The 3019-nt window shown below is 70.4% G+C and carries 3 protein-coding genes; 1 reads left to right on the forward strand and 2 read right to left on the reverse strand.

The window, feature by feature from the left end:
- On the forward strand, positions 1 to 761 hold a 761-nt coding region (locus tag I2E26_RS04500; RefSeq protein WP_195419770.1), incomplete at its 5' end, for a polyprenyl synthetase family protein.
- On the opposite strand, the gene I2E26_RS04505 is transcribed toward I2E26_RS04500, so the two are convergent.
- Together I2E26_RS04505 and I2E26_RS04510 are read right to left on the reverse strand one after the other, a co-directional pair.
- Positions 758 to 1552: an energy-coupling factor transporter transmembrane protein EcfT gene (locus I2E26_RS04505; RefSeq protein ID WP_195419771.1), complete on the reverse strand. Its 795-nt coding sequence runs from the start codon at positions 1550 to 1552 to the stop codon at positions 758 to 760. The two genes, I2E26_RS04500 and I2E26_RS04505, sit on opposite strands and share 4 nt — an antisense overlap.
- Positions 1536 to 3019: ATP-binding cassette domain-containing protein (locus I2E26_RS04510; protein ID WP_195419772.1), on the reverse strand; the 1484-nt coding region annotated here is incomplete at its 5' end. The genes I2E26_RS04510 and I2E26_RS04505, both read right to left, overlap by 17 nt.

The raw sequence follows: 3019 nt of genomic DNA on the forward strand, positions 1-3019 counted from the left end.
CGCTGATCCACGACGATATCGCCGATAACGGCCAGCTGCGCCGCGGCAAGCCGTGCATGCACATCGCGGAGGGGGAGGGCATCGCCATCAATTGCGGCGACCTGGCGCTCTCGCTGGTCACGGGTACGGTGCTGCGCGACGACACGCTCGACGATCATATGCGCGTGCGGCTGCTGCGCGAGCTCGTGGATATGACCACGCGCACCATCGAGGGCCAGGCGCTCGATTTGGGCTGGGTGCGCGACGGCCGCTTCGATCTCGCCGTCGATGACTACCTGCAGATGGCTACCTTGAAGACGGCGTATTACAGCGGCGCCACCCCGCTGGCCTGCGGCGCCATCATGGGCGGTGGCACGCCCGAGCAGATCGCCGCGCTGCGCGCCTTCGGCCTCAACACGGGCCTGGCCTTCCAGATCCAGGACGACCTGCTCAACCTGGTGGGCAAGAAGGAAGCATCCAATAAGGACTACCGCACCGATATCACGGAGGGCAAGCGCACGCTCGTGGCCGTCCATGCGCTCGCGCACAGCGGGCATCGCGACGAGCTGGTCGGTATCCTGCAGGCCGGCACGAGCGATCCGGCGTTGCTGGCGCGCGCGGTGGAGCTGTTCGAGGAGGCGGGTTCCATCGAGTTCGCGCGGGATTACTCGCTCGAGCTCACGGCGGCGGCCAAGGAGCTCATCCGCGATATCGAGCTCGACGAGCACTGCCGCGAGCTGTTCATGAGCATGGCCGATTTCTTCGTCGACCGCTTGAATTAGAGGATGGCCAGGACGCCGAGATAGACGGCGACCAGCGCGATGAAGGGCCCGTCGCGGCGCACGTCGAGCTTGAGCTCGTGGTAGTGCGTCCGCGCGGGCCCGCTCATATAGCAGCGGGCGTCCATGGCGCGGCCGAGGTTGTCGGCATGGCGCAGGGCGCTCGAAAAGAGGGGCACCACCAGCGGCACGCAGGCGCGCGCGTAGGCCAGGGCCCCTTTGTTCTCGAGGTCGGCGCCGCGCGCGGTCTGCGCGGCGAGGATGTGCTCGGCTTCGCGCGAAAGCGTGGGAACGAATCGCAAGGCGATGGACAGGATGGTCGATGCCTGCCCGACCGGCACCCCCAAGCGCTCGAGGGGCGCGAAGACGCGCTCGATGGCGTCGGTGATGGCCGTGGGCGTGGTGGTGAGCATGAGCAGCGAGCCGGCGAGCAGCAGTAGGAAGAAGCGCGCGGTGTACAGGACGGCCGCCTCGACGCCGCCCGCGTGTATGCTCACCGGGCCCCAGGCGGCCACGACGGCGCCGGTCTGCACGAAGAACAGGTTGACGATGGAGGTCACCACCAGGAACAGGGCTATTGGCTTGATCTGGGAGAGCAGCCGGCCCATGGGCACGTGCGCCGCGCAGACGGCGGCGAGCACCGCCGCGGCGGCCAGGACGAGCTGGGCGCCCGTGTGGACGAAGAAGCAGCTTGCCATGAAGGCGACGGTGGCCGCGAGCTTCGCGCGCGGGTCGAGCCGGTGCAGGGGCGACGAGGCCGAGTAGTATTGGCCGATGCTAGCGCGCAGCGCCATGGCGAATCACCTTCTCTACAAGATCTGCCGGGACGAGGGAGATGTCGAGGTCGACGCCTTCGTCCGCGAGCAGGCGGGTGAGCACGAGGGCGGCGGGGGCGCCGAGGTCGGTGAGGACCGGGGTATCTTGCAAGAAGATGTCGCGCGGGGCGCCGTCGGCCACGACGCGTCCGGCGTCGAGTGCGATCACGCGGTCGGCCAGCGCGGCCACGTCGTCCATGGAGTGGCTTACGAGCAGAAGCGTGACGCCCGCTCGCTTGAGGCGGCCGAGGAGGCGGGCAAGCCCCGCACGGCCGATGGGGTCGAGTCCGGCCATGGGCTCGTCGAGCACGACGACCTGCGGTTTCATGGCGAGCACGCCGGCTAGGGCGACGCTGCGCTGCTGGCCGCCCGAGAGCGCGAAGGGCGACCGCGCGAGGAGCGCTTCGGTGGGCTCGAGTCCGCAGGCGCGCAGCGCGTCGTGAACCAGGCGGTCCGTCTCGTCCGGCGCGCAGCCGAGGTTGCGCGGCCCGAAAGCCACGTCGTCGTAGACGGTTTCGGCGAAGAGCTGGCGCTCGGGTAGCTGCGACACGTAGCCCACGCGGCGGCGGAGTTCCCGGCGTCGCTCGAGGTTGGCGGTGTCGATGCCCTCGACGTCCACCGTACCGGCGACAGGGACCTTGAGCGCGCAGGCGAGCTCCATGGCGGTCGACTTGCCCGAGCCCGTGCGGCCGATGAAGGCGCAGGTGGTGCCGGGGGCGATGGTGAAGCTTGCATGTTCGAGCGCGAACGTGGTTGGCGCTTCGGCGCGGCGCGTGCGGCCGAACAACGGCGCGCGGGCGCGTTTGCGCGGCGAGCGCGCGGTGGCGTACGAGAACGAGACGTCGTCGAAGCGTACAGCGGGAGCCGCTCCGGCCGCCGGGGTCCGGAGGGCGGCGGCGGTCCGAGGTCGCGCGACCGACGGGTCGATGACGGCCTCGCGCTCGCCGCGCCCGACGCTCAGCGCTCCGGCTATGGAGCGCGCGAGCTCGTGCGGGTCACCGGTCTGCGCGACGGCGAGCCCCGCCTCCTGCAGGCGCACGGCGATATCGAGGTAGGGCGGCAGCTCGAGCCCCAGGCGGGTGATAAGCTCCGGCTGGGCGAACGCCTCGCGCGGGTCGCCGTCGAACGCGATACGGCCCCGCTCCAGGATGATGGCTCGGGTGGCGCGCAGCGCCTCGTCCATGAAATGCGTGACGTGGACGATGGTGATGCCCTTGCGGTTGAGCTGGGCGACCGTGCGTTGGATCATGCTCCGGCCGGCCGCGTCGAGCATGGCGCCCGGTTCATCGAGTAGCAGCACGCGCGGGTGCATGGCAAGCGCGCCGGCGATGGCCACGCGCTGCTGCTGGCCGCCCGAGAGGTCGGCGGGGTCGGCCTGCGCGAAGGCCGCCATCTCCACGGTGGCCAGGGCGTCGTCGACGCGCTGCGCGATCTGCTTGGAGGGGA

This window comes from Collinsella sp. D33t1_170424_A12 (assembly GCF_015554865.1).
Classification (GTDB): Bacteria; Actinomycetota; Coriobacteriia; order Coriobacteriales; family Coriobacteriaceae; genus Collinsella.